This window comes from Rhizobium sp. S152 (genome assembly GCF_030380735.1).
GTDB lineage: Bacteria > Pseudomonadota > Alphaproteobacteria > Rhizobiales > Rhizobiaceae > Rhizobium.
Genome location: NZ_JAUDRZ010000025.1, coordinates 481,107 through 506,870, shown reverse-complemented (window position 1 = coordinate 506,870; position 25,764 = coordinate 481,107). Strand labels below are relative to the sequence as shown.

Sequence of the window (25,764 nt, the reverse complement as noted above, 5' to 3'; positions counted from 1 at the left end):
TGCGTTCCGCTCCCGCGTCTTGCTCCGTTCGAAAGGAGCAACATGCAAGAGACCTCGCCGGGAATCCTTCTGACGGCGCTTCGCGCCGATCCGCCGCTCGTCCAGAACATCACCAACTTTGTGGCGATGAATATCGCGGCCAATGTGCTGCTCGCCGCCGGCGCTTCGCCCGCCATGGTCCATGCCGAGGAAGAGGCGGGCGAGTTCGCATGCATCGCCGGCGCCTTGACCATCAACATCGGCACGCTGTCCGCAGGCTGGATGAAGGGCATGGTGAGCGCCGCGGATGCGGCCAACCGGGCTGGAAAACCCTGGGTGCTCGATCCCGTGGCGCATTACGCAACAAGTTTCCGGCGGCAAGCGGTCGATGCGCTTCTGCTCCATCGCCCGACCATCATTCGCGGCAATGCCTCCGAGATCATCGCCCTGGCTGGCGGGACCAGTCGCGGGCAGGGCGTCGATAGCCGAGATCCGGTCGAACAGGCGCAGGCTTCGGCCCGCATTGTCGCGAAAGCGCACGGGGCCGTTGTCGCGGCCACCGGCGAGATCGATTTCGTCACCGACGGCGATCGAGCGTTCATCATCGAAGGTGGCTCGCGTTTCATGCCTGCGGTCACCGCGCTCGGCTGCTCGCTCACCTGCCTAGTCGGCGCTTTCGCGGCGGTTAGTCCGACCGATCCACTTGCGGCAACGGTCGCGGCGCTCGCCACCTTCGCGGTCGCGGGCGAGAACGCGGCGCGCCAGGCGGATGGCCCGGGCTCCTTTGCTTGGCGTTTCCTCGACGCGCTTGCCGCGCTCGATGGCCCGTCGCTCGACCGGCAGGCAAGGATTCGCGCGGCATGAAAACCTTCGACCTCTCGCTCTATCTCGTCCTCGATCCCGATCTTTGCGCCGAAGCCGGCATGGTCGAGACGGCCCGCGCCGCCGTCGCCGGTGGCGCGACCATCGTGCAATTGCGCGACAAGCATGCCGGCACGGCTTCTATGATAGAAACCGGCCGCGCGCTGAAGGCGGCGCTGGCGGGCAGCGGCGCCCTGCTCGTCGTCAACGATGACGTCGAGGCGGCGATCGCCATCGGCGCCGACGGACTGCACATCGGTCAGGAAGACATGGATGCGCGCAGCGCCCGCCGGCTGATCGGCCCTTCCATGATCCTCGGCCTCTCCGTCGAGACGGAAGAGTTGGTCGCTGCCGTGGAGGCCGATGTCGTCGATTACGCCGGCATCGGGCCCGTCTTCGCGACGCCGACCAAGCAGGATCACAAGCAACCCATCGGTTTCGACGGATTGGCGCGGCTGGTTTCGATCTGCCCGGTCCCGTCGGTCGCGATCGGCGGTCTGAAGGCCGGGAATGTCGGCGACGTCCTTGCGGCGGGCGCCGAAGGGCTGGCGGTCGTCTCGGCTATCTGCGGTAGGCCCGATCCGCGCGGGGAGGCCGCCTTCATCGCCGAACAGATCAGAAAGGTCAGAGGATGATCCGCAACGTTCTTTCCATCGCCGGCTCCGATCCCTCTGGTGGCGCAGGCATCCAGGCCGATCTGAAAGCCTTTTCGGCGCGCGGCGTCTATGGCATGGCGGCATTGACGGCGCTGACGGCGCAGAACACCCAAGGTGTCTCGGGCGTCCATCTCGTCCTGCCCGCTTTCGTCGCGGACCAAATCCGCGCCGTCTTCGCCGATGTCAGGGTGGATGCGGTCAAGATCGGCATGATCGCCAATGCCGAGATCGCCGTGGCGGTTGCCGACAGCCTCAGTGCGCACCAGGCGATCCCGATCGTGCTCGATCCGGTCATGGTCGCCAAGGGGGGCGCGGAGCTGCTGGATCATGTCGCCATCGAGGTCTTGACGCGACGTCTTCTGCCGCTCGCCACCCTTATAACCCCGAACCTTCCAGAGGCCGCAGCACTGCTTGCCTCGCCGGTCGCCACGACCAGGGCGCAGATGGCGGAGCAGGGGGAACGCCTGCGGGCCATTGGAGCCAAGGCAGTGCTCGTGAAGGGCGGACACCTCGCCGGTCCCGAAAGCCCCGACGTGCTGGTGACGGCCGAGGGACCGGTCTGGTTCGAGGCAGCCAGAATTCCGACAGCCAACACACACGGCACCGGCTGCACGCTGTCGAGTGCGCTCGCCGCTGAACTCGCCAAGGGCGCGCCGCTCAGCCAGGCGGTGGCAAACGCCAAGGCATACCTCGCCGAGGCGGTGGCGCAGGCCGATACGCTCGACGTCGGCTCCGGCCACGGGCCCGTGCAGCATTTTCATGCGCTTTGGCGCGATCAGGAAGGACGACAGGCATGACACTCGACATCAGCAAGCAGACGGTCATCGTGACCGGCGCAGGACGCGGACTTGGAGCGGCGATCGCCGAAGCTTTCGCCCGTGAGGGAGCGAAGGTGGCCATCAACTATCGCGCCAGCCGAGCGGAGGCCGAGGCGCTGGCTAAGCGGCTCGGCGATCGCACCCGCGCCTTCCAGGCAGACATCAGGGACGCGGACGCCGTCAACCGGCTGGTCGCCGAGGTCACCGAAGCATTCGGCGCGCCGACAACGGTCGTGCATAATGCCCTGACCGACTTCAGCTTCAACGGGGATGCGCGGCCGAAGCTCGGTGATCTCTCGTGGCAGGATATGACGGGGCAGCTCGATACCGCGCTGAAGGGGGCGCTCAACCTGATCCAGGCGGTGCGTCCCGGCATGGCGGCATCCGGCTTCGGGCGGGTGGTGACGATCGGCACCAACCTGTTCCAGAATCCCGTGGTGCCCTATCACGACTATACCGCCGCGAAGGCCGCTCTCCTGTCGCTGACGCGCACCGCCGCGGCCGAACTCGGGCCTGATGGCATCACCGTGAACATGGTCTCGGGCGGCCTGCTGCGGACCACGGCGGCGAGCCGCGCGACGCCGGAAGCGGTGTTCGACCTGATTGCCGCCAACACACCGCTGCGCCGCGTCACCACGCCGGAAGAGGCGGCCGGTGCCGTGCTCTTCTTCGCCAGCCCCTGGGCACGGGCCGTTACCGGCCAGAACCTCATCGTCGACGGCGGTCTCGTATTCGGCTAAGGCTTGGCCGCCCGTCGATCACGCTACGACTTGACGGCGCCTGCCGTCAGGCCGGCGATGATATGCTTCTGCGCCAGGAAGAACACGATGATCGTCGGCATGATTGTCAGCGTGATGAAGGCGAGCACCAGCTGCCAGGCGGTGCCGAACTCACCGCGATAGACCATGATGCCGAGCGGCCAGGGGTACATCTTCTCGGAGTTCAGCATGATGAGCGGGAGGATGTAGCTATTCCAGCTGCCCACGAAGGAGATGATGCTGACCGTCGCAATGATCGGGCGTGAAAGCGGCAGGCAGATGTGCCAGAAAAAGCGCATGTAGCCGCAGCCATCGACGACGGCTGCCTGGAACAGCTCCTCAGGCAGGTTCTTGAAATAGTTCCTGAAGAGGAGAATGCTCATTCCCAGCCCGAAGGCGACCTGCGGCAGCACCACGCCCCAGTAGCTGTTGAGCAAGCCGAGATCGCGGATACGGATGAAGAGCGGAAGGATGGCGGTCGCCGCCGGGAACATTAGCCCGATCAGGAAATAGTTCAGCAGCAACTCGGAGCCGAAGAACCGGACATGAGCGAAGCTGAAGGCGGCCATAGCTGACACCGAAACAGTGAGAAACACGGTCAGCGCCGCGATGATCAGCGAGTTGACCATCTGCCGCCAATAGCGGTCGCCGAAGAAGATATCGGTATAGTTCTCCGCATGCCACTCGACCGGAAGACCGAATGGGTTGGTACGCAGATCCGCCAGATCCTTGAAGCCGCCGAGCGCGGTTGTAACGAGCGGGATGAGCACGATGGCCGAAATGATCACCAGCGAGGTGTAGAGATAGGCTTTCGTGCCGGCGCTGAGCCGTTCGGATGAAACCACATCAGTCATGGCGCATGAATATCCGTTTGTAGCCGAAGGCGAGGGTGACGCAGATCAGGAACAGGACGACGCCGACAGCGCTGCCGAGCCCCACCTGCATACGCGCAACACCGAAGTTGAACAGGAAAGTGACCATCGTCTGCGTCGCGTTGAACGGTCCGCCGCCAGTGAGCGGCATGATCATGTCGAAGAGCTGCAACGAGCCGACGACGGCGAAGAACACCGATAGGCGCACCGTCGAGCCGAGCAGCGGTAGGGTGATGTAGCGGAAGCGCTGCCACCCGTTCGCGCCGTCGATCTCGGCCGCCTCGAGCACGCTCTTGTCGAGCGACTGCAGGCCGGCGATGAACAGCATCATGTGGAAGCCGAAATATTTCCAGACGATCACGGCAAGCACCGCGTACATCGCGAGGTCCTTGTCGGCCAGCACATAGGGCGTTTCCACGCCGAGCAGGTGGGCGATCGATGCGAAGAGGCCGTAGTCGCCGTCATAGACGAAGCGCCAGATCAGGCCGGCTGCGACATCGGCTAGCACATAGGGCAGGAAGAAGATCAGCCGGAACAGCACGACGCCGGCAAGCCGGTGCGCGAGCATCATGGCAAGCCAGATCGCCAGCGGGATCTGGATCACGATCGAGATGACCATGATCATCGCATTGTTCTTCAGCGCCGTCAGGAAGGCGCCGTTCTTGAACAGCAGCTCGAAATTGCGAAGGCCGACATATTGCGTCGGCAGGCCGTAGCCGTCCCATTTGTAAAGACTGTACCACGCCGCCTCGCCCATCGGCAGGATGACGAAGATCGAAAACAGAAGCAGCGCCGGCGGTAGGAACAGTAGCAGCACAGGCAGGCGTCCCGACACCGCCGGATGCTTGCGCCGGGCGGATGCCGTCGCAGGCACGCGCATTGGTCGAATGGCGGGGGCGGCGCTGACATTGGCCATGATGACCTCACATTCGCAATAGCAATGGCAAATAGTGGCGCGGAGCTCTCGATCTGCGCCACCGACGTCGATCAGAACTGATCCTGCTGGAAAGCGTCCTGGATTTGCTGGGCGCCATCCTCGGGACTCATCTGTCCCGAAACGATCGCGACGGAGACGTCATTGACGACGCGGCCGACCGATGGGCCGAGATCCTGGTCGAAGAAGTTCTGGTGCCAGGTCGAATGCGCCAGTTGCTCGGCCGATTCATGCAGCAGCGGGTTGGTCACGCCATCTTCGGCGCCGACAGCCACCGGAATGATCATCCCGGCCTTGGCCATCGTGCGCTCGTTCTCGGCGTTGGTGAGGTAGGCGAGGAAGTCGAGCGTTTCCGGTGGCGCCTTCTTGGTGACGGCCCAACCGTTCAGCCCGCCCAGCGTGTCGGTGACCGCGCCGGCGCCGCCTGTAACCGCCGGGAAGGCGAAGCGGCCGATATTGTCCGGGTTCAGGCCCTTCTTGTCCCCGGCATTGGTGCGCTGGTTGGCCTCGGTGTTCTGGAAGCCAAGGATCATCGCCGCCTTCCCGTCGCCGAAGACGCCGAGCGTCTGCGGCCATGTGGCACCGAGATAACCTGGCTGGAAGGGCTCGAGCTTGCCGAGCTCGGCCAGTTGCTCGCCCGCCTTGATCATCGCCGGATCGTTGAAGCCTTCGCCCTCGCCATTCTTGGCGGCGTCGAAGACCTTCTGGCCGCCGTCGCGCATGACGAGATAGCTCCAATAGAAATGGATCGGCCATTTCTCGCCACCGCCGCCGGCAATCGGCACGATGCCGGCGTCCTTGATTTTCTTGACCGCGGCGAGATAATCGTCCCAGGTCTTGATGGTGGTCGCATCGACGCCAGCCTTCGCGAACAACTCCTTATTGTAGAAGAAGGATACGGTGCCGACCGCATAGGGGACAGCGCCGATCTTGCCGTCATAGCTCAGGCCCTTGACGGAGGCGGGGTTGTAGGTCTTGACCCACGCGCCATCCTTGGCGTTCATTGCCTCGCTGAGATCAAGCAGGGCGCCTGTTGCCAGCTGTTGCTTCAAGACGCCGCCGCCCCAGCTGTAGAAAAGGTCCGGTGCATCGTCGGATTGCAGCAGTGTCGGCAGCTTGGCCTTGAAGGCTTCGTTTTCGAGAAACTGCATCTCCACCTTAGTGCCCGGATGCTCAGCCTCGTAATTCTTGACGATCTGCTGCCAGACGCCGAGATAGGTCGGATCGATTTCCAGATGCATCCACTTGATGGTTGTATCGGCCGCAGCGCTGCCGGCGGCAATCAAAAGCGCCAATCCGGTGGCGGCGGAGCGGGCGAAGGCACGGCTTCTAAGCAGGGCTGTCGCCCTTTTATGATCAAGCATGGGTTCTCCTCCTCAAGGGTGAAATCGTCCTCTACAATTTTTCCCTTATGCGGATTAAATGATCGGCAGGTTTGCCAGAATGTCAACTCCCTAGTGCTAATTTGCTAGATTTGGCTTGACAGGAGGCTGAAAGCGAACCCTATTTAATTCGCATACCGATGAAAATAACCGCCCACCAGACGGGCGCCACATAAGAGCCTCGCAAGATTTCATGAAGACCGCAGATCCGGAATTGATGCGCGCGATCAATCGCTTGAACGTGCTGGATACGGTCCGCCGGCACGGTCCGATCTCCCGTGTCGAGATCAGCGAGCGTACGCAGCTGTCGACGACCACGGTTTCGGCCATCACCGCGTCGCTGCTCGACGACGGCCTCATCCTGCCGCGCCATGAAGGCGATATCCGCAACGAGGCGGCGCGCGGCCGGCCGCGTGTCATGCTGGAGCTCAACCCCGATGCGGCGCGCGTCGTCGGCGCCAAGATCGCCGCCAACCGACTTGTCTTCGTCGTTGCCGATTTCCGTGGCGACGTGCTGTCGAAACTGGAACTGCCGATCCGTATCGATCGCCAGCCGATCGGCGTGATCGCCGATCTCGTGGAGGATGGCGTGCGGCGTTGCGTGGTGGACGCCGGCCTGTCGCTTGAGGATGTCGACACCGTCTGCCTGAGCCTTCCCGGCGTGATCGAGCACCGGACGGGGCATATCCGTAGCAGCCCGATCCTGCGCGACACCAATGTCGATTTCGCCGGCGAGATGACCGCGCGGCTGAACACGTCGACCATCGTTGAAAGCGATGCCCATGCCATCACGCTGGCGCATCACTGGTTCGGCAAGGCGCGTGATCTCGAGGATATGGTACTCATTTCGCTGGAACAGACGCTTGGTCTCGGCGTGCTTCACGGCAACCAGCTCTTTCGCGGCGCTGGTGGTCTCAGCCACAATCTCGGCGATCTCGTGCTCGGCATGGGGCCGCGCGGCATCGTGCGGCTGTCAAGCCAGGCGGGTGAAAACGAGATCCTCGGTGAGCAGCCGGCCGGCGGACGTTTTGCAGAGGCGATCCGTCTCGGCCGCGGCATGACCCACGCGCAGACGCTGATCAAGGCGGAAGACAGCACGCTGATCGGCGCCGCGATCCGGGCAGGGGAGGCAGTTGGCGTCGCGGTCGCCAATATCGTCACCATCTTCGCGCCGCCGCGGGTCATTCTGGTCGGATCCAGTCTGGCGCTTGGCGAGCCATTCCTGGAAAGCCTGCGCAACGCCTATGCGCTGGCTATTCCGCCATCGCTCAAGGGCGTGGCGGAACTCGTCTTCGACGATTCGACCGACGACTTCTGGGCTCAGGGCGCGGCCGCCGTCGCCCTCTACGAACTCTACGAGTCGCCCTGGAACACGACGGGCCCGGCGCTCTGACACTTTCAATCAGGAATCCATTGGGAGGAAATCATGGATCGAGTCGGCATAGGCATCATCGGATGCGGCAATATTTCCGGAGCCTACCTTAAAGCCATGGCCTCGTTCCCCATTCTCGATATCAAGGGCGTGGCGGATCTCAACAGCGATCTCGCGCAGGCGAAGGCGGCCGAGTTCAACGTGCCTGCAAAGAGCGTCGATGCGCTTTTCTCCGATCCGTCCATCGAGATCATCGTCAACCTGACGATCCCGAAGGCGCACGTCGCCGTCGGCCTGCAGGCGCTGGCCGCCGGCAAGCACACCTATTCGGAAAAGCCGCTCGGCATCAATTTCGCCGAGGGCAAGCAATTGGCGGAGGCCGCCAAGGCCAAGGGCCTGCGCATCGGCGCGGCACCCGATACCTTCCTCGGCGGAGGGCACCAGACCGCGAGGACGCTGATCGACAAGGGCGTGATCGGCCAGCCGGTGGGCGGCACCGCCACCTTCATGTGCCCGGGCCACGAGCGCTGGCATCCCAATCCGGCCTTCTACTACGAAGTCGGCGGCGGTCCGATGCTTGACATGGGGCCTTACTACATCACCGATCTCGTCAACCTGTTCGGTCCGGTTGCCCAGATCGCGGGCTTCGCCGTGACGCCGCGCAGGGAGCGGATCATCACCAGCGAGCCACGCAACGGCGAGCACATTCCGGTGCATGTGCCGACGCACGTGTCCGGCCTGATGGCTTTTGTCAACGGTGCGGTCGTGCAGATCGGCATGAGCTTCGATGTCGCCGGCCACAAGCATGTCCCGCTCGAGGTCTACGGCACCGAGGGCACGTTGATCGTGCCGGATCCGAATCATTTCGGCGGCGAGGTGGAGTTGTTGAAGAAGGGCGGCGCCTTTGAGGCGCAGCCGCTGACGGCGCCCTACGCCGACGGCAACTACCGCTCGATCGGCGTCGCGGATCTCGCACATGCCATCCGGTCCAACCGGCCGCACAGGGCTAACGGCAGCCTGGCGCTGCACGTGCTGGAGATCATGGAGGCCTTCCACACGGCCTCGGAGACGGGGCGAACAATCGCCATCTCGACGCAGACCGAGCGGCCGGCGCCGCTGTCGGAATCGCTGGTCGACGGCAGGCTGGCCAAGTAATTTCAGGAGGAAGACTATGCGTGAAGCACTGATTGTCTGGGGTGGATGGAGCGGTCACGAGCCGCAGGAATGCGCCGCCATCGTCAAGGACATCTTGGAGGAAGACGGTTTCAAGGTCTATGTCGAGCATACCACCGAGGCTTTCGCGGACCCGTCCGTGCATGACCTCTCGCTGGTGGTGCCGATCGTGACGATGTCGAAGATCGAGAAGGAAGAGATCAAGAATCTCGCCGAGGCGATCGAGGGCGGCGTCGGGCTTGCCGGCTATCACGGCGGCGCCGGCGACAGCTTCCGCGAATGCGTGGAGTATCAGTTCATCGTCGGCGGCCAGTGGGTCGCCCATCCCGGCAATATCATCGACTATAAGGTCAACATCACCAGGCCGGATGACCCGATCATGCAGGGGATCAGCGATTTCCCCTACACCTCCGAGCAATACTACATGCACGTCGACCCTTCCAACGAGGTGCTGGCGACCACGACCTTCACCGGCGACCACGCCTATTGGATCGATGGCGTGGTGATGCCGGTTGCCTGGAAGCGGAAATACGGCAAGGGGCGCGTGTTCTATTCTTCGCTCGGCCATCAGGCGAAGGAGTTCTCGGTGCCGGAGATGCGCACGATCTTTCGTCGCGGCGCCAACTGGGCGGCGCGCTGAGACATTGCTGATAAGGAAAACGCCGGCGCGATCTCTCGCGCCGGCGTTTTCTATTGCTGCACCACCCGATGCGGTCAGGCCGCGTAGCGGGTCATATCGAAGCCATCTGCGGAGATCGCCGGCTTTTCCCGGTTGATCAGGTCGGCGAGCAGGCGACCTGATCCGCAGGCCATGGTCCAACCGAGTGTGCCGTGGCCCGAATTCAGGTAGAGATTGTCGTAGACAGTCTTGCCGATGATGGGCGTACCATCCGGCGTCATCGGGCGCAGGCCGCACCAGAATTGCGCCTTGCTCTGGTCGCCAGCCCCACCGAACAGGTCTTCCACCGAATGCACCAGCGTCGCTTTGCGCGCTTCCGGCAGATCCTTGTTGAAGCGGGCGATCTCGGCCATGCCACCGACGCGGATGCGATCGCCAAGGCGGGTAATGGCGATCTTGAAGGTCTCGTCCATGATTGTCGAAACGGGCGCCCTTGTCTCGTCGACTATCGGAACGGTGATCGAATAGCCCTTGACCGGATAGATCGGGATCTTCAGGCCGAGCGGCTTCAGCAACGCTGGCGTGAAGCTGCCGAAAGCCGCGATCACGGCGTCGCCCTCGAAGGTGCCTTGGCTGGTTTCGACGGCGGCGATGCGCCGGCTTTCGGTGCGCAGCGATTTGACCTCGACACCATAGACGAAGCGCACACCCAGCGCTTCGGCCCGCGCGGCCAGCTCGTTGGTGAACTTGTAGCAGTCGCCGGTTTCGTCGTTGGGCAGGCGAAGGCCGCCGACAATCTTCTGGCGCACGGGACCGAGACCGGGCTCGGCGGCCACGCATTGAGCGGGATCCAGCACCTCGAAGGGAACACCATCGGCGGCGAGCACTGCGATGTCCTTGGCGATCGAATCCAGCTGCTTCTGCGTGCGGAACAGCTGCAGCGTGCCCTGCGTGCGCTCGTCATAGGCAATGCCGGTCTCGGCGCGCAGATCGATAAGGCAGTCGCGGCTGTATTCGGCGAGCCGAACCATCCGGCTCTTGTTGATCGCGTAGCGGGCCGATGTGCAGTTTCTGAGCATGGCGATGACCCACGCCCATGTCGCGGCGTCGAGCGTCGGGCGGATGATCAGTGGCGCGTGCTTCATGAAGAGCCACTTCAGGGCCTTCTGCGGAATGCCGGGGGCGGCCCAGGGCGAGGCGTAGCCGGGCGAAATCTCGCCGGCATTGGCAAAGCTCGTTTCCAGCGCCGGGCTTGCCAGTCGTTCAAGGACCGTGACCTCATGTCCCGATTTCGCGAGATAGTAGGCGGTCGTTACGCCGATGACGCCGGCACCAAGCACAGTGATCTTCATTATGCACTCCGAATGAGAAAGGGCCCGATCAGATGTAGCGGCGCTGATAGCGTCGCCCCAACCGTGTCAGAATTTCGTAGGAAATGGTATCGGCATCGTCTGCGATCACTTCCAAGGTCTGGTTGTCGCCGATCACTTCGACCAGCATGCCGAGTGTAAGCGTACCCTCCGGCAGGTCGCTGATGTCGACCGTCATACTGTCCATCGAAACTCGACCGGCGATCGGCAGACGCTGGCCGCCAAAATAGACCGCGCCGCGATCGCCGAGACTACGCGGGATGCCGTCTGCATAGCCTGCAGCGAGCGTTGCGAGCCGCATCGTGCGGTCGGCCACCAACCTACCGCCATAGCCGACCCGCGCGCCGGCAGGAACGGTTCGCGTCTGAATGACGGGAATGTGCAGCCGCACGACCGGCCGCATCGGGTTTTCTCCACCCGCGTGCGGCGCGCCGCCGTAAAGCGCAATGCCCGGCCGCGCTAGTGAGCCGTGGAAGGCGCCGCCCAGAAACACGCCCCCGGAATTGGCGAAGGAAATCGGCAGGTCCGGAAAGCGTTTCGAGACCTCGTGCAGTGCTTCGAGTTGTTCCGCATTGGCCGGGTTCTCGGGTTCGTCGGCGCAGGCAAGGTGGCTTACCAGCAGCGAGAGGTCGATGCCTGCCATAATGGCAGGTTCGGCGAGCAGGCCGGCGATTTCCTCGCCCGAGAGGCCAAGGCGGGACATGCCGCTGTCGACCTGCAGCGCCGCCTTCAGCCGTCGTCCCTGGCTCACGGCAGCTCGCGCCCACGCCATGACCTGCTCCATGCCGTTCAGAAGCGGCACGATGTCGAGGATCGCGGCGCGTTCCTCATGACCCGGCTGCAGGCCGTTCAGCACGTAGATCGAAGCATCCTGAGGCAGCGACGGTCGCAGCTGCACGGCTTCGAGGAAGTGGGCCACGAAGAAGGACCGGCAGCCCTCCTGATAGAGCCGCTGGCTGACAGGGACGGCGCCCAGACCATAGGCGTCGGCCTTGACGACCGCTGCCGCCGTGGCGGGGCTGACCTCGGCCGACAGCCTGCGATAGTTCTCGGCGATGGAGCCGAGATCGATCGTCAACACTCCGCAGCCATCGTTGGCGAGCGTGAGATTGATAGAGCTGCTGTTCATGGCCGTGCCTCGATATGCGATGTCAAGAGATTATCCACGATTCATCGAATTATCCGTGCAATCACTTGCAGAAACGTGCGTTCGATGCTTAGTTTCAGCAAGTTTATTCGATATTTTCAATGTTTTGTGCGCGTTGAGGCCTCGGGCATTTCGCATAAGGAGTGACATGTACGAAACCGATGCGATCGACAGGAAGATCATCCGGCAGCTTCGGCTTAACGCACGTATTTCCAATGTCGATCTCGGCAGGGAAGTCGGCCTGTCTCCTTCAGCCTGTCTGCGGCGTATCACGCTGATGGAAAAGGCCGGAATCATTACCGGCTACACGGCACTGGTCGACATGGCTGCAGGGGAGCAGCCGATCGCCGTGATCATCCAGATCACTTTGGAGCGCCAGACCGAAGAATATCTCAACCGTTTCGAATCCGCTGTTCGCAAGTTTCCCGAAATCCGTGAATGCTTCCTGATGACGGGTGGGTCCGACTATCTACTCCGGGTGGATGTCGAAAGCGCCGGTGCCTTCGAAAGGATACATAAGGAGATTCTTTCGGTCATGCCGGGGGTGCTAAGGATCAATTCCAGCTTCTCGATCCGCAACGTTCTCTCCACGCGGCAAAAGTAGCGACCACCATAAAAACGCTTGCGTAGATGCGGTCGTATTTCCATGTTGTCTGCGGGAAGAGGAGACAACATGAGCAGGAATATCATTCTCGTCGATCCGTTGCCGCGGACGCTCGATCTTATCATGACGGCGGATGTGCGCCACCGCCTGGAGCAGCTGGGAGAAGTCGTCGTCTGCGAAGATCGGCAGATGCCGGCCGAGCAGGTCGAGGCGCTGCTTGCCGATACGGTGCTGATCTTTGGCCAGACCGATATGCCGAAGGAGAGGCTCGATCGTGCACCGAAGCTCAAGGCGATCATCAACGTCGAGTCCAACTTTCTGCCCAATATCGATTACCAGGCCTGCGTGGAGCGCGGCATCTGGGTCATCACGCCGGCATCCGCCTTCGCCTCTCCGGTCGCGGAAGCAGCGCTCGGCATGGCGCTCGATCTCGCGCGCGGACTGACGACGGCGGACAGGGCTTTCCGAGCCGGCACCGAGCAATATGGTCTTGCCGGCAATGACGGCACCTTCCGGTTTGCCGGCGCGCCGGTCGGCCTTGTCGGCTTCGGCGATCTCGGTCGCCAGCTTCGTGACCTGATCCGTCCGTTCCGCAACACGGTGCGGGTTTTCGATCCCTGGCTGCCCAACGAGATCGTCGAGCGGCACGACTGCACGCCCGCCTCTCTGGACGAAGTCTTCAGCGAGAGCCGTGTCGTCTTCGTCTTCGCGAGCGTTACCAGCGAAAACGAAGGCTTTATCGGCCGGCGCGAGTTCGCGCTGATGCAGCCGGGCTCCGCCTTCCTGTTGATGAGCCGGGCCGCAGTGGTGGATTTCCCCGCGATGCTCGAGGCGGTCCGTTCCGGCCACATCCGCGCCGCGACCGACGTGTTTCCGGAAGAGCCGGTCGCCGCGGATGATCCCGTTCGCAAGGTCGAGGGACTGTTGCTTTCCGCGCACCGAACGGGCGGCACGCGCGATGCGTTCTATGCGCTCGGCTCGATGGCCGTTGCGGATGCGGAGCTGATCATGCGCGGTCTGCCGCCGCAGCTATGCCGCCGCGCCGACCCGGCAACGGCAAGCCGGCTTCGCTCAAAGCCTGTCAGCGTTTCCTGATCCGCCATGCGCTATAACGACAGCGATTTTTCACCGGAACGGCAAAACACGAACAGTCATTTCTTTAATCTACAATATTGATAGACAATATTGGTTCCAACATTTCGTGTGCTGGAAAGGTATCGCATGTCCGCTCCCAAACTCGTCGGCCTCGCAGGAAGTTTCAATCGGCCATCGAAGACGCGTGCGCTGGTGGAGGATTTGGCTGGCCGCGCCACCGACAGGTACGGCTTCGACGCCACGATCTACGATCTGACGGATGTCGGCCCTTCGCTCGGCCAAGCGCAGTGGCGCAGGGAACTGGATGAAACTGCTAGACGCATTGTCGATGAAATCGTGAATGCCGACGTGCTGATTATCGGCTCGCCGACCTACAAGGGCTCCTATCCCGGCCTGTTCAAGCACCTGATCGATCTCATCGATCCGCATGAACTGCGCGCCAAGCCGATCATCATCTCCGCGACCGGCGGCGGCGACCGGCATGCGTTGATGGTCGAGCACCAGCTTCGTCCGTTGTTCGGCTTCTTCATGGCGCACACGCTGCCGACCGCTGTTTACGCCTCGGATCGAGACTTCACCGATTACAAGATAGTCTCGGAGCCGCTCTCGGCGCGCATCGCCGAGGTCGTGGGGGAACTCTCCGCCTTCTTCCGTCACAGCAATCCGGCGCTCGCCGCTGCCGAATGAGGGGAAACCCGGCGAGCGATCGTCCTCGACAAATCATCAACGGGTCTCTCGCATCCCGCGTCTGTAAAGTGCTAGCCTGCGGCAAATAAGAATGCCGGAGGACGTAATGACGAAGAAGACCGTTGGAGATTGGCAGGCTCTCGCAGAGAAGGAGCTTCGCGCTCCAGCCGAGACGCTCGTCTGGAAAACCCCCGAGGGCATCGACGTCAAGCCGGTCTACACCGAGGACGATATCGAAGGATTGCCGCATCTCGGTTCGCTTCCTGGCATCTCGCCATTCACGCGCGGTCCCCGCGCGACGATGTACGCGGGGCGGCCCTGGACGATCCGGCAATATGCCGGCTTCTCGACCGCGGAGGCCTCCAATGCGTTCTATCGCAAGGCGCTCGCCGCGGGTCAGCAGGGCGTTTCCGTCGCATTCGACCTTGCTACCCATCGTGGCTACGATAGCGACCATCCGCGTGTCGAAGGCGATGTCGGCAAGGCCGGTGTGGCGATCGACAGCGTCGAGGACATGAAAATCCTCTTCGATGGCATCCCGCTCGAGAAAATCTCCGTCTCCATGACCATGAACGGCGCGGTCATCCCGATCCTTGCGTCGTTCATCGTCGCCGGCGAGGAGCAGGGCGTATCGCGCGCCGAACTCTCCGGGACCATCCAGAACGACATCCTCAAGGAGTTCATGGTCCGCAACACCTATATCTATCCGCCCGAACCCTCGATGCGGATCGTCGCCGATATCATCGAGTACACGGCGAAGGAGATGCCGAAGTTCAACTCGATCTCCATCTCCGGCTACCACATGCAGGAGGCCGGGGCGACGCTGGTGCAGGAGCTGGCTTTCACGCTTGCCGACGGCCGCGAATATGTCCGTGCCGCGATCGCCAAGGGCCTCGATGTTGATGCGTTCGCCGGCCGCCTTTCCTTTTTCTTCGCGATCGGCATGAATTTCTTCATGGAGGCGGCGAAGCTCAGGGCGGCGCGCTTGCTATGGACGCGGATCATGCAGGAGTTCAAACCGGTAAAGCCGTCCTCGCTGATGCTGCGCACACATTGCCAGACATCGGGCGTCTCGCTCCAGGAGCAGGATCCGTACAACAATATCGTGCGCACCGCCTTCGAGGCAATGTCCGCGGTGCTCGGCGGCACGCAGTCGCTGCACACCAATTCGTTCGACGAGGCGATCGCGCTGCCGACGGAGTTTTCGGCACGCATCGCCCGCAATACCCAACTTATCCTCCAGCACGAGACCGGCGTGACCAAGGTGGTCGATCCGCTGGCCGGCTCCTACTATGTCGAGAGCCTGACCAAGGAACTCGCTGACAAGGCCTGGGCGTTGATCGAAGAGGTCGAGGCGCTTGGCGGGATGACGAGGGCGGTGAACGAAGGATTGCCGAAGCGGCTGATCGAGGAAGCCGCAACGCGCCGCCAGGCGGCCGTCGACAAGGCCGAGGAGATCATCGTCGGGGTTAACAAATATCGCCTCGACAACGAGGAGCCGATCGACATTCGCGATATCGACAACAGCGCAGTGCGCGCCGCACAGATCCGGCGGCTGGAGGAGACCAGGCGTCGCCGGGATGCGACGGAAGTAGGCGGAACGCTGGCGGCGCTGACCGAAGTGGCGAAAAGTGGCCGCGGCAATCTTCTGGCGGCGGCGGTGGATGCGGCGCGCGCCCGCGCAACGGTCGGCGAGATATCGGATGCGATGCGTGCCGCCTTCGGCGATCATGCCGCGACGCCCGAAGTCGTCAAGGATGTCTACGGCGAGGCCTATCGCGACGAGCCGGAACTTGTCGTGCTTCGACGTAGAATGACTGAGATCAGTGAAACGATCGGGCATCGGCCGAAGGTGATGGTTGCAAAGCTCGGGCAGGACGGCCATGACCGCGGCGCCAAGGTCATCGCCTCGGCTTTCGGGGATATCGGCTTCGACGTGCTCGCAGGCCCATTGTTTCAAAGCCCTGGCGAAGCAGCGGATCTTGCCGTCGCGAACAAGGTCCAGATCGTCGGGATGTCGTCGCTCGCAGCCGGCCACAAGACGCTGGCACCGCAACTGATCGATGCGTTGAAGGCGAAAGGTGCCGAGGATATCATCGTGGTGATCGGCGGGGTTATTCCCCGGCAGGACTATCAGTTCCTGATGGATCACGGCGTTGCCGCCGTCTTCGGCCCGGGCACCAACGTGCTCGACGCCGCCAACTCGGTGCTTGATCTCCTGGAAGGCAAGCGGCGAAACCAGTAGGGGCTCCGTGTCGTGCTTGCCGGCGATGAGGCCGTTTCCAGTTCCGGCGTCGGCCGGAGGATCATTTTCATAGATCGCTCTAAAATAGCCGATCATGAAAATTAATTTCATGCATCGAACTTTTTGCGGGATTCGTGTTGACGCGTTCGAATTTTTGTCACAACCTGACGAAAATAAATTACGTAATTGGGAACGGGAATAGCATGAAAGTGGGAATTATCGGGCTCGGATTTCGGCTCGGCTATCTTGGACATGTCTTCAGCGCCATCGACCCGAGCATAGAGTTCGTGGGCTACGTCGATCCCGATCCCGCGGGCCTTCCCGGACTTGTCGAAAAGGGCATTTCGGTCGGCAAGGCCTACGCCACGCCGCAAGAGCTGCTTGCCAATGAAAAGCTCGATCTCTTGATGATCGGTTCCCCCAATCACCTGCATCTCGATCACATCAGGCTCGGTCTCGAGGCCGGTCTCAAGGTGTTCTGCGAGAAGCCCATCGTCACCACGATCGCCGAGAGCATCGAACTCGCGCACCTGATGGCGAAGTTCGGCCATGAGCGGCTGATGGTCGGTCTGGTGCTGCGCTATTCGCCGCTCTACAAGGACCTGCGCGCCATCCAGACCACCGGCAAGCTCGGCCAGATCGTCTCGATCGAGGCTTCCGAGCATATCGAGCCCTATCATGGCGCCTTCTTCATGCGCGACTGGCGCCGCTACGAGCGTTATTCCGGCAGTTTCATGCTGGAAAAGTGCTGCCACGACCTCGACCTCTATAACGGCGTCGTCGGTGCCCGTCCCGAGCGCGTTGCAAGCTTCGGCGGCCGCAAGAGCTTTACGCCGGCTAACGATCCAGCCCGTGAGGGCATCAACGATCTGGAGATGTTCCATCGCAAGCCAAGCGGCTGGATGGGGTCCGACAAGGTGTTCGACAGCGATGCGGACATCATCGACTACCAGGTCGCCATCGTTGAATACGCCAATGGCGTCGGCATGAATTTCCACACCAATCTCAACGTGCCCGACCAGTTCCGCCGCTTCGCTATCATGGGCTCGCGCGGCATGGCCGAGGGCGATTTCGTGCGCGGCTATCTCGATGTCCACGAGCAGCTGACCGGCAAGAAGGTGGTGGAGAACAAGTACGCAGCGACCGAGCTTTCGCAGCACTACGGCGCCGACGAACAGATGGCGGCCGACCTGCTCGACAGCGTGCGCAACGGCACCGAACTTCCCGTTTCGACGCTCAACGCGCTCGAAGCCGGCATTCTCGCACTTTCCATGGATGAGGCCCGTATGAAGAAGACAGTCGTCGATCTGCGCCCGCTATGGGATCGTTTCGACGAGGCGCTTCACGCAAGAGCGGCTTGAGGAGGGCGGCAGGATGAGTGTTCAAAGAAGCACCGTCATCTTCGCCTGGATCCTGCTTCTCCCGGCTGTCCTTTATGTCACGGTTATCGTCGCCTATCCGCTGGTCGATACATTCATCCTGTCCTTCACGGACGCGTCGCTGAAACGCACGACCAACTGGGTCGGCTGGATCAACTACGCGAAAATCTTCAACTCGACCTTCGCCGAGGTCATCATCCGGACCTTCATCTGGACGTTTTTCTCGGTGTCGATCAAGATGATCATCGGCGTCTTCGGCGCAACGATGCTGAACTCGGCGGTGCCGGGCAGGGCGCTGTTTCGCGTGCTGACCATGCCGCCATGGATCGTTCCCATGGCGATCGGCATCTTCATGTGGGGCTGGATGTACAACGGCCAGTTCGGCATGATTTCTGGCATGCTGCAGCGCTTCGGGCTGGTTTCCGGACCGGTGGCGTTCCTGGCCGAGGGCTCGACCGCCTTCTGGGCGACCGTCATCACCGACGTGTGGATCGGCGTTCCCATGGTGACGCTCTACATGCTCGCCGCCATGCAGGCGATCCCGCAGGATCTCTATGAGGCCGCCTGGACGGACGGCGCCGGGCGCTTCTATCGCTTCCGCCGCATCACCCTGCCGCTGATCGTCCCATCGATGATCACCATGTCGATGCTGTCGCTCATCTCGACCTTCAATTCCTTCGACATCATCTGGATTCTCACGCGCGGCGGGCCTAGCGGCGAGACGACGACGATGATCATCGACACCTACAAGACGGCGATCGGGTCGAACAAGTACGGCGAGGGTGCCGCACGCGCCGTGCTGATCTGCATCTTCCTGTCGATCTTCTGCGTCTGCTATTTCCGCCTGACCAGCCGCCTTGCCTCGGGAGACAAGCGATGAACCGCTCGCAACTGATCAACCGTTACAAGTGGTACGAGATCGTCGGCATCTATGCCGGCATCCTGGTGTTCCTGACCTTCGTGCTGGCGCCGTTCGTCGAGGGTTTCCTGGTATCGTTGAAGCCGCTCAGTCAGCTGTTCTCATCGCCCTACCGCTTCATTCCCGAAAACGGTTCCTTCGAAGCCTACAGGACGATGTGGGTCAGCGTTCCCGGCTTCGCCCGCTACATCTTCAACTCGTTCTTCATCTCGACCATCGTGACCGCGGTTGTGCTGGTGCTGGTGGTCCCGGCGGCCTACGCCTTCGCCCGCTTCGAGTTCAAGGGCGCTGGAGTGCTGCTCGGCGCGTTCCTGGCGGTCAACATGTTCTCGGGTGCCGTGCTTCTCATCCCGCTCTTCAGGCTGATGCGCTCGCTTGGCCTGCTCAACACCTATTTTGCGATCATGGTGCCGGGCGTCGCCTTCCTCATCCCGTCGGCGATCTGGCTGCTGCGGACCTACATGATGCGTATCCCCAGGGAACTGGACGAAGCCGCCTTCGTCGATGGTGCCAGCCATTTCTACACGCTGCGCCGCGTCATTCTGCCGATCGCCATGCCCGGGATCACCGTGGTCGCGATCACCACCTTCATCGGCTCCTATGCGCAGCAGTTCATCTTTGCGCTGACCTTCAACTCCAAGACCGAATATGCGCCGCTGCCTGTCGGGCTCTTCGCCTATTTCGGCCGCCAGGAAGTCGTCTGGAACGAACTCATGGCTGCGAGCTTCGTCGGCATCGCACCCGCCATGATCGTTATCTTCTTCCTTCAAAGGTATCTCGTCAGCGGTCTGACCGCCGGCGCGGTGAAACAGTAAGCCACAACCAGAGAAAAAACGGGAGCATAAGAATGACGATTCAATTCAAGACCGGGCTCATGGCCCTTGCCTTGCTCGGCTCGACCGCGCTCGGTGCCATGACCGCCCAGGCCGCCGATCAGGAAATCAGCTGGATTTACTGCGGCGACAAGATCGACCCGATCCATGAGAAGTACATCAAGGAGTGGGAAGGCAAGAATCCGGGCTGGAGCGTCAAGCCCGAAGTCGTCGGCTGGGAGCAGTGCCAGGACAAGGCAACGACGCTGGCTGCCGCCGGCACACCCGTCGCCATGGCCTATGTAGGCTCGCGCACGCTCAAGGAATTCGCCCAGAACGACCTGATCGTTCCGGTGCCGATGACCGACGAAGAGAAGAAGAGCTACTATCCGAACATCGTCGATACCGTGACCTTCGACGGCAATCAGTGGGGCGTTCCGGTCGCCTTCTCGACCAAGGCTCTCTACTGGAACAAGGATATCTTCAAGCAGGCTGGCCTTGATCCCGAGAAGCCGCCGACAACCTGGGCTGAAGAAATCGCCGACGCCAAGCAGATCAAGGAAAAGACCGGCATCGCGGGCTACGGCCTTCCGGCCAAGACCTTCGACAACACCATGCACCAGTTCATGCATTGGGTTTACACCAATAACGGCAAGGTCATCGATGGCGACAAGATCGTCATCGACAGCCCCGAGGTTCTGGCTGCGCTCCAGGCCTACAAGGACATCACGCCCTATTCCGTCGAAGGCGCCACCGCCTACGAACAGAACGAAATCCGCGCCATCTTCCTCGATGGCAAGGTCGGCATGATCCAGGCCGGTTCGGGCGCTGCTGCCCGCCTCAAGGACACCAAGATCAACTGGGGTGTCGCGGCACTTCCGCTCGGACCGTCGGCCAAGGGCGAAGGCACACTGCTCATCACCGACAGCCTTGCCGTCTTCAAGGGCTCCGGCGTGGAAGACAAGGCGATCGAATTCGCCAAGTACATCACCTCTCCGGGTCCGCAGGGCGAATACGAGCTCCAGGGCGGCGCCGGCCTGACGCCGCTGCGTCCGTCGGCGAAGGTTGACGAATTCGTCAAGGCCGATCCGTCGTGGAAGCCGTTCATCGACGGTATCCAGTTCGGTGGTCCGGAGCCGCTCTTCACCGACTACAAGGGTTTCCAGAACTCGATCATCGAGATGGTTCAGTCCGTCGTGACGGGCAAGGCCGAACCGGCCGACGCCCTGAAGAAGGCTGCCGGCGAAATCGAAGCGTTCAAGTAAGCCTTTGTTGGGATCGCGGGCGCAACACCCGCGATCCTTTATCTATTACGTATTAGCGCCGGGTGACGCGGCGACCGGAGACAGGTTTTGGGACAGCTTTTTCTCAACAAGGTTCAGAAGTTCTACGGCGACTTCGAGGTTCTCAAGAGCGTTCAGCTCGAAGTTAAGAACGGGGAATTCGTGGTCTTCGTAGGACCCTCCGGTTGTGGCAAGTCCACGCTGCTGCGCATGATCGCGGGCCTTGATGAAACCAGCGCCGGCGATATCGTCATCGATGGGGTCAGGGTCAACGAGCTGCCGCCGGTCAAGCGCGGCATCGCGATGGTGTTCCAGTCCTACGCGCTTTATCCGCACATGACGGTGTTCGAGAACATCGCCTTCCCGCTACGCGTCGAGAAGATGGAAGAAGAAAAGCTGAAGGCCAAGGTCGAGAACGCCGCGCGCATTCTCCACCTCGACCAGCGATTGCAGCAGAAGCCCGGTATGCTGTCGGGCGGGCAGCGCCAGCGCGTGGCGATCGGCCGCGCCATTGTGCGCGAACCGAAGATCTTCTTGTTCGACGAGCCGCTTTCGAACCTTGACGCGGCCCTGCGCGCCGACATGCGCATCGAACTCGCCAAGCTCCACCGTCAGCTGAAAGCGACCATGATCTACGTCACGCACGATCAGGTCGAGGCGATGACGATGGCCGATCGCATTGTCGTCCTCAACGCCGGCGATATCGCCCAGACCGGCGCGCCGCTCGAACTCTATCACAAGCCCGCCAATCTCTTCGTCGCCGGCTTCATCGGCAATCCGAAGATGAATATCCTGCCCGTCACCTGTACCGGCGTCGGCGATGCCGGTGTGAGCGTCGATTACAAGGGGCAGAAGCTGACGATTCCCGTCGTTCCCCGCGATGTAGCGGTCGGCGCGACGCTGTCGCTCGGCGTTCGTCCCGAGCATATTCATATCGGGTCGGGCGATATCACGATCAACGTCACACCGACCGTCATCGAGCGCCTCGGAGCGCAGACGGTAGCCTATGCTTCGCTGGATGGCGAAGGTGAGAATTTCTGCGCGACGCTGCCGGGTCGTGCCGGCGTCCGCGCTGAGCAGCCGCTGGTTGCCGGCATAAATGCCGCCGACTGCCATCTTTTCGATGATGCGGGTCTCGCCTTCGAGCGCCGAGTCGAACTTACCGATATCGATCTCAATCTGCTCGGCTCGCCGACGGCGGCCTGATCTACCGATCGAGGAAGTGCCAGAAAAGATTGTTCGCCGGATAGGCGAACGAGCCGCGGTCAGTGAAACCCTGGCGGCTCAAACAACTGCGTAGCGCCGTTACATAGAGCAGGCTGGCGGTGTTGATGGAGCCGCGATACTCGGCCTCCGGCTCGCAATAGCGCAGGGCATGATCGTAGCGGGCAAGCAGGATGGGATCGGAATCGACCCTCACGCCGCCGGCGACCTGCCATTCGCGCGGCGCCTCGGCTGCCGAGATTAACGCCAGACTTGCCGCTATTCCCATTGCTACCAGAATTCGCATTGAACCACCTCCCTTGCGCGCGTCCATCGCGCGCTGCTGACGAAAGAGATGCGTCCGAAACGCGTAACGTCAAGCCCCGTCAGAAGCAGCTTTTTCGACAGCGAAAACAAGAGTTGAGGGCGGGGAGGATCGGCTACCAGACCAATCCGCGCGCCGCCACATCCTCGACACGTGTCACGAGACCTTCGCGGTGGAAAACCATGGTGTCGAAAAGGTTCGAGACGACACATGTGTGGTTCGGGATGATGCGGATTTTCTCGCCGATCTCGGGGCGCTTGGCGCCGCACTTGCTGAAATCGATAACGCCGTGTTCCTCGGAGAGCCCGGTGATCACCGCTTCGGGATAGCCAATTACGGTGCCATAATCGGAAAAGCCGAGCAGATCGGATGTCAGTGCCTTGGAGCCGGCGTCGATAACCGCACGGTCGGCGGTCGGGCGGGAAACCACCGTTGTCAGCACGTGCATGGCGCAATCGTCCTCGCCGCAATGGCCGGCGCGTACCATCGAACGGTCGTTGTAGATGTAGGTGCCGGCGCGATGCTCGGTCGCGGCGGTCACGAGATGCGCTTCGAAGAGACTCGGCGTGCCACCATTGCTGACGATCGGGCAGCCGATGCCCTCTGCCTTCAGCAGCGCCAGCGTCTCGCTGAGAAACGCCTGCACTTCGGCCGCAGCGCCCGGTTTCGGGTAGTTCAGCAGCCCGCCGAAAGTCAGTCCCTTTGCGTCATGAATACGCTTGGCGAGCGCAAACGCCTCTGCCGGCGTCTGCACGCCGCAGCGGCCGCCGCCGGTATCGCACTCCACCAGCACGACCAGCGGCTTGCGGGCGGCAAACTGCGCCGAGAGGCCGTCGATGGTCACCGTGCTGTCGGCGACGACCTTGAGGCCGCCGATACGCTCGTTGAGGTCGGCCAGGCGACCGAGCTTCTCAGGGCCGAGAATGTTGAAGGTGATGAGGATGTCGTCGAAACCTGCGGCTGCGAAAACCTCGGCCTCGGTGATCTTCTGGCAGTTGATGCCCTTGGCGCCGGCCGCCACCTGCGCGCTCGCCAGCGCCGGGATCTTGTGCGTCTTGATGTGCGGGCGGAAGTTCAGCCCGTGTTGGTCCATATAGCTTTGCGTGCGCGCTATGTTCGCCGCCAGGCGATCTTCATCGATGATGGGGCGTGGGGTCGAGAGATCGGCGACGTTGTCGCCGGCCTTGGCCACGACGGCAAAAGGATTATTCTGCATGTCACGCTGCTCCGCGTTCTGTGCCGTGGGGATCCGCGATCATCGGCCATATGGTCTTCGGCGCATGACGATAGGCCGTCTTGGCCGGATTGTTTGGATAAGGCGTGCCGGCCGAGCAGTAAATGATTTCCGAGGCGATCTTCGAAAAGGAAGCGTAGAAATGGTTCGTCGACTTGATGACCAGGATCTTCTTCGATGTGGGATCGATTCCCATTACCGAGAAGAGGCTCGGATCGAAGCTCTGCGCGCGCGTCGAGTTGAGGATGATGTCGATACCGTCGAGCACGATATGCGCGGCGTCGCCGAATGGAGCGAAGCTCTCGCCGAAGCGCATTTCGGCATTGGCGACCAGCTTTACCACTTTCACGGTGCCGTCCACCGGGTTGCCGGTGCCGGGCGCCGACTTTGCGCCGAAGCGCAGCGGAATTTCCGCGCCTTCGCCGGCGGCCATGCAGATCTGCACGGCCATCGGGTCCCAGATCGTGCCGATCGCGGTATCCTTGGCGCCGCGAGCGCGCAGTTCCTCAAGCAGCACGGTCGCATCGCCGGCGGTACCGCCGCCCGGGTTGTCCCATACGTCGGCGATGACGACAGGCCATGCGGTGGCTGACATCGCTTGCGTGACCGCCTGCGTCTCGTCGATCTGCGGCATGATGAAAGTGCCGCGCTTGGAGAACAGCTCAAGGCCAAGTTCGCGCGCCATCGCGTCGCCCTTGTCCGGCTTACCGTTGGTAACAACAAGCATCTTGGTGCCCATTTCGGGCACGTCGCCGGCCATGAAGCCGTGAATGACCGAGATGGAGAGAATATCCGGGTCCGATTGCTCGATCCCCATGATCTTGTCGACGAAGGAGCGCATCGGCTCGCGCGACGTCGGGTAGACGTCGATCATCCGGCAATCGAAGACCGACATGACGGGCTTGACCCTGCCCTCCAGCGTATCGATCGTAATTCGCCACAGGTCCTCGGCGCGATCGACAAAATCGGTATGCGGAAATTCCTTGAAATAGACGAAGACATCGGCCGCCTTGAACCGCTTCACCGTCAGATGGCTGTGCGGGTCGAGCTCGGCGCAGACGAGAATGTCGGGCCCGACGATCTCGCGCACGCGCGTCAGTATATCGCCTTCCGTATCGTCATAGCCCGCCGCGACCATCGCGCCATGAAGCCCGAGCACGACGGCATCCACCGGCATCGCTGCGGTCAGCTGTGTCAAAACCTCGTCGCGCAGGCTCTCATAGGTCGAGCGGTTGACGAGGCCTGCCGGGTCTGCCCAGGTGGCCGTGCCCTCGATCAGATCCCAGCCTTTTTCCGCGCAGACGCGCCGGCCGACGGTGATCGGTGCAGTGCAGAGCGTCGGCGTATCGGGATGCTCGCCGGGCGGCGCGTAGAGCGAGGCTTCGAAGGCGCGTCGGTCAACGCAGATCGGAGAGAAAGTATTGGTCTCGGTTGCGAGCGCCGCCGTGAAAATGCGCAAGGGTTCGGCCTTCTTGTTGATCAGCCCATCGGGTTCGGCAGATAGCCTGTGAAGCCGCAGATCTTCCAGCGGCCCTCATGCTTGCGGCAGTAGTAAAGTGTCTGCCACTGCATGACATCAAGGCTGCCATCGGCTTTCTTGATGCCGCCGTTGAACTTCTTGCGCACCAGCGCCATGTCGCCCTCGATCTCGATGTCTTCGAGCGTGGTCGTCGTGAAGATGGCGGCGCGGGTGTCTTCGGCGAAGGATTGGGTCGCGAAGTCCTGTGCCTGGCGCAGCCACTCGTCGCGATAGGCGGAAAGAGCCGGGAACGCGAGGCGCCATTTGTCAGGACTGGTTTCCTTACGCCCGTCGATGCCGATGAAGCCTTCCTCTACGAAATCATGCTCCACCATCGACCAGTCGGCCGCCAGGAAGGCATCGATATCGCGCGGAACCAGCATCTCCCAGATAGCGTGTCTGGCTGTGTCGGAAGCGGGGAAGGGATTTTGGAAAGGATCGCGCATAAACTCCCTCGTATTGAAATTCTTTTCATGATTGGCGTTTTTCGCTGGTCAAATTCCGCTTTCTATGGTCAC

25 protein-coding genes are annotated in these 25,764 nt (G+C 62.0%); 16 read left to right on the top strand and 9 right to left on the bottom strand.

Features of this window, described 5'->3' with window-relative positions; genetic code table 11:
• Positions 1 to 42: 42 nt before the first annotated feature.
• From thiM to QTL95_RS19015, 4 genes are read left to right on the top strand one after another with little or no spacing between them, the layout of a single operon-like run.
• Entirely contained in the window at positions 43 to 843 is an 801-nt protein-coding gene (gene thiM / locus QTL95_RS19030; RefSeq protein WP_289721477.1) for a hydroxyethylthiazole kinase, read from the top strand.
• Positions 840 to 1,475 carry a thiamine phosphate synthase gene (thiE, locus tag QTL95_RS19025; RefSeq protein ID WP_289721476.1) on the top strand — a complete coding sequence of 212 codons (636 nt, stop codon included), beginning with the start codon at positions 840 to 842 and terminating at the stop codon, positions 1,473 to 1,475. The genes thiM and thiE overlap by 4 nt, the downstream gene beginning before the upstream one ends.
• A complete protein-coding gene (gene thiD / locus QTL95_RS19020; RefSeq protein ID WP_289721475.1) occupies positions 1,472 to 2,293 on the top strand; it encodes a bifunctional hydroxymethylpyrimidine kinase/phosphomethylpyrimidine kinase in 822 nt (273 codons plus the stop codon). Before thiE ends, thiD begins: the two co-directional genes overlap by 4 nt.
• Positions 2,290 to 3,054 carry a 3-oxoacyl-ACP reductase gene (locus tag QTL95_RS19015; RefSeq protein ID WP_289721474.1) on the top strand — a complete coding sequence of 255 codons (765 nt, stop codon included), beginning with the start codon at positions 2,290 to 2,292 and terminating at the stop codon, positions 3,052 to 3,054. Before thiD ends, QTL95_RS19015 begins: the two co-directional genes overlap by 4 nt.
• A gap of 23 nt (positions 3,055 to 3,077) precedes the next feature.
• Here the strand turns inward: QTL95_RS19015 and QTL95_RS19010 are convergent, their stop codons facing one another.
• From QTL95_RS19010 to QTL95_RS19000, 3 genes are all read right to left on the bottom strand, one after another.
• A complete protein-coding gene (locus tag QTL95_RS19010) occupies positions 3,078 to 3,926 on the bottom strand; it encodes a carbohydrate ABC transporter permease (protein ID WP_289721473.1) in 849 nt (282 codons plus the stop codon).
• On the bottom strand, positions 3,919 to 4,824 hold the full coding sequence (locus tag QTL95_RS19005) for a carbohydrate ABC transporter permease (RefSeq protein WP_289721525.1): 906 nt from the start codon (positions 4,822 to 4,824) through the stop codon (positions 3,919 to 3,921). The genes QTL95_RS19010 and QTL95_RS19005 overlap by 8 nt, the downstream gene beginning before the upstream one ends.
• 107 nt (positions 4,825 to 4,931) lie before the next feature.
• Positions 4,932 to 6,242: an ABC transporter substrate-binding protein gene (locus tag QTL95_RS19000; RefSeq protein ID WP_289721472.1), complete on the bottom strand. Its 1,311-nt coding sequence runs from the start codon at positions 6,240 to 6,242 to the stop codon at positions 4,932 to 4,934.
• Between the two features lie 211 nt (positions 6,243 to 6,453).
• Here QTL95_RS19000 and QTL95_RS18995 point away from each other — a divergent pair, with 211 nt between their 5' ends.
• The 3 genes from QTL95_RS18995 to QTL95_RS18985 are packed head-to-tail and all read left to right on the top strand — an operon-like array spanning position 6,454 to position 9,445.
• Complete coding sequence (locus QTL95_RS18995) at positions 6,454 to 7,653, top strand: ROK family transcriptional regulator (protein WP_289721471.1); 1,200 nt, start codon at positions 6,454 to 6,456, stop codon at positions 7,651 to 7,653.
• 33 nt (positions 7,654 to 7,686) lie between these two features.
• Positions 7,687 to 8,787 carry a Gfo/Idh/MocA family protein gene (locus QTL95_RS18990; RefSeq protein WP_289721470.1) on the top strand — a complete coding sequence of 367 codons (1,101 nt, stop codon included), beginning with the start codon at positions 7,687 to 7,689 and terminating at the stop codon, positions 8,785 to 8,787.
• 16 nt (positions 8,788 to 8,803) lie between these two features.
• The gene (locus tag QTL95_RS18985) at positions 8,804 to 9,445 is read left to right on the top strand and encodes a ThuA domain-containing protein (RefSeq protein ID WP_289721469.1); all 642 of its coding nucleotides are present in this window, start codon (positions 8,804 to 8,806) and stop codon (positions 9,443 to 9,445) included.
• A 74-nt stretch (positions 9,446 to 9,519) separates the two neighbouring features.
• On the opposite strand, the gene QTL95_RS18980 is transcribed toward QTL95_RS18985, so the two are convergent.
• Together QTL95_RS18980 and alr are read right to left on the bottom strand one after the other, a co-directional pair.
• The gene (locus tag QTL95_RS18980; RefSeq protein WP_289721468.1) at positions 9,520 to 10,776 is read right to left on the bottom strand and encodes a D-amino acid dehydrogenase; all 1,257 of its coding nucleotides are present in this window, start codon (positions 10,774 to 10,776) and stop codon (positions 9,520 to 9,522) included.
• A 28-nt stretch (positions 10,777 to 10,804) separates the two neighbouring features.
• Positions 10,805 to 11,923, bottom strand: a complete 1,119-nt coding sequence (gene alr / locus QTL95_RS18975) for an alanine racemase (protein WP_289721467.1) — start codon at positions 11,921 to 11,923, stop codon at positions 10,805 to 10,807.
• Between the two features lie 166 nt (positions 11,924 to 12,089).
• Here alr and QTL95_RS18970 point away from each other — a divergent pair, with 166 nt between their 5' ends.
• From QTL95_RS18970 to QTL95_RS18930, 9 genes are all read left to right on the top strand, one after another.
• Positions 12,090 to 12,545, top strand: coding sequence for an Lrp/AsnC family transcriptional regulator (locus QTL95_RS18970; protein WP_289721466.1), 456 nt, complete (start codon positions 12,090 to 12,092; stop codon positions 12,543 to 12,545).
• Between the two features lie 69 nt (positions 12,546 to 12,614).
• Positions 12,615 to 13,640 (top strand): hydroxyacid dehydrogenase, encoded by a 1,026-nt coding sequence (locus QTL95_RS18965; protein ID WP_289721465.1) that lies wholly within the window; start codon positions 12,615 to 12,617, stop codon positions 13,638 to 13,640.
• A 126-nt stretch (positions 13,641 to 13,766) separates the two neighbouring features.
• Positions 13,767 to 14,327, top strand: a complete 561-nt coding sequence (gene msuE, locus QTL95_RS18960; protein WP_289721464.1) for an FMN reductase — start codon at positions 13,767 to 13,769, stop codon at positions 14,325 to 14,327.
• 106 nt (positions 14,328 to 14,433) lie between these two features.
• Positions 14,434 to 16,572, top strand: a complete 2,139-nt coding sequence (gene scpA / locus QTL95_RS18955; protein WP_289721463.1) for a methylmalonyl-CoA mutase — start codon at positions 14,434 to 14,436, stop codon at positions 16,570 to 16,572.
• Positions 16,573 to 16,775: 203 nt separating this feature from the next.
• On the top strand, positions 16,776 to 17,933 hold the full coding sequence (locus QTL95_RS18950) for a Gfo/Idh/MocA family protein (protein WP_289721462.1): 1,158 nt from the start codon (positions 16,776 to 16,778) through the stop codon (positions 17,931 to 17,933).
• Positions 17,934 to 17,946: 13 nt separating this feature from the next.
• Positions 17,947 to 18,831 (top strand): carbohydrate ABC transporter permease, encoded by an 885-nt coding sequence (locus QTL95_RS18945; RefSeq protein WP_289721461.1) that lies wholly within the window; start codon positions 17,947 to 17,949, stop codon positions 18,829 to 18,831.
• A complete protein-coding gene (locus QTL95_RS18940; RefSeq protein ID WP_289721460.1) occupies positions 18,828 to 19,685 on the top strand; it encodes a carbohydrate ABC transporter permease in 858 nt (285 codons plus the stop codon). The genes QTL95_RS18945 and QTL95_RS18940 overlap by 4 nt, the downstream gene beginning before the upstream one ends.
• 32 nt (positions 19,686 to 19,717) lie before the next feature.
• Positions 19,718 to 20,947, top strand: coding sequence for an ABC transporter substrate-binding protein (locus tag QTL95_RS18935; RefSeq protein ID WP_112535163.1), 1,230 nt, complete (start codon positions 19,718 to 19,720; stop codon positions 20,945 to 20,947).
• 87 nt (positions 20,948 to 21,034) lie between these two features.
• Positions 21,035 to 22,171 (top strand): ABC transporter ATP-binding protein, encoded by a 1,137-nt coding sequence (locus QTL95_RS18930; RefSeq protein ID WP_289721459.1) that lies wholly within the window; start codon positions 21,035 to 21,037, stop codon positions 22,169 to 22,171.
• A gap of 1 nt (position 22,172) precedes the next feature.
• Here the strand turns inward: QTL95_RS18930 and QTL95_RS18925 are convergent, their stop codons facing one another.
• The 4 genes from QTL95_RS18925 to QTL95_RS18910 all read right to left on the bottom strand — a co-directional run bounded on the left by QTL95_RS18925 (position 22,173) and on the right by QTL95_RS18910 (position 25,692).
• The gene (locus tag QTL95_RS18925; RefSeq protein ID WP_289721458.1) at positions 22,173 to 22,475 is read right to left on the bottom strand and encodes a hypothetical protein; all 303 of its coding nucleotides are present in this window, start codon (positions 22,473 to 22,475) and stop codon (positions 22,173 to 22,175) included.
• Between the two features lie 133 nt (positions 22,476 to 22,608).
• On the bottom strand, positions 22,609 to 23,709 hold the full coding sequence (locus QTL95_RS18920; protein WP_289721457.1) for a D-TA family PLP-dependent enzyme: 1,101 nt from the start codon (positions 23,707 to 23,709) through the stop codon (positions 22,609 to 22,611).
• 1 nt (position 23,710) lies between these two features.
• Positions 23,711 to 25,186, bottom strand: a complete 1,476-nt coding sequence (locus tag QTL95_RS18915) for a M81 family metallopeptidase (protein ID WP_289721456.1) — start codon at positions 25,184 to 25,186, stop codon at positions 23,711 to 23,713.
• Between the two features lie 20 nt (positions 25,187 to 25,206).
• Complete coding sequence (locus QTL95_RS18910; protein WP_289721455.1) at positions 25,207 to 25,692, bottom strand: hypothetical protein; 486 nt, start codon at positions 25,690 to 25,692, stop codon at positions 25,207 to 25,209.
• Positions 25,693 to 25,764 lie beyond the last annotated feature (72 nt).